General features: G+C 46.1%; 1 rRNA gene. It reads left to right on the forward strand.

Annotated features, from left to right (window positions below):
* Window positions 1-51: 51 nt before the first annotated feature.
* A 16S ribosomal RNA gene (locus BW139_RS18235) occupies window positions 52-254 on the forward strand; the annotation flags it as partial.

The following is a 254-nucleotide window of genomic DNA, read 5'->3' on the forward strand; positions in this document are numbered from 1 at the left end:
ATATTAAATAAATTCAGAATTCATTGAGCTGTCGAAAGACATAAAACTTTTTAATTGAAGAGTTTGATCATGGCTCAGATTGAACGCTGGCGGCAGGCCTAACACATGCAAGTCGAGCGGTAACAGAAAGTAGCTTGCTACTTTGCTGACGAGCGGCGGACGGGTGAGTAATGCTTGGGAACATGCCTTGAGGTGGGGGACAACAGTTGGAAACGACTGCTAATACCGCATAATGTCTACGGACCAAAGGGGGC

This window comes from Pseudoalteromonas sp. SK18, from assembly GCF_001974855.1.
Classification (GTDB): domain Bacteria; phylum Pseudomonadota; class Gammaproteobacteria; order Enterobacterales; family Alteromonadaceae; genus Pseudoalteromonas.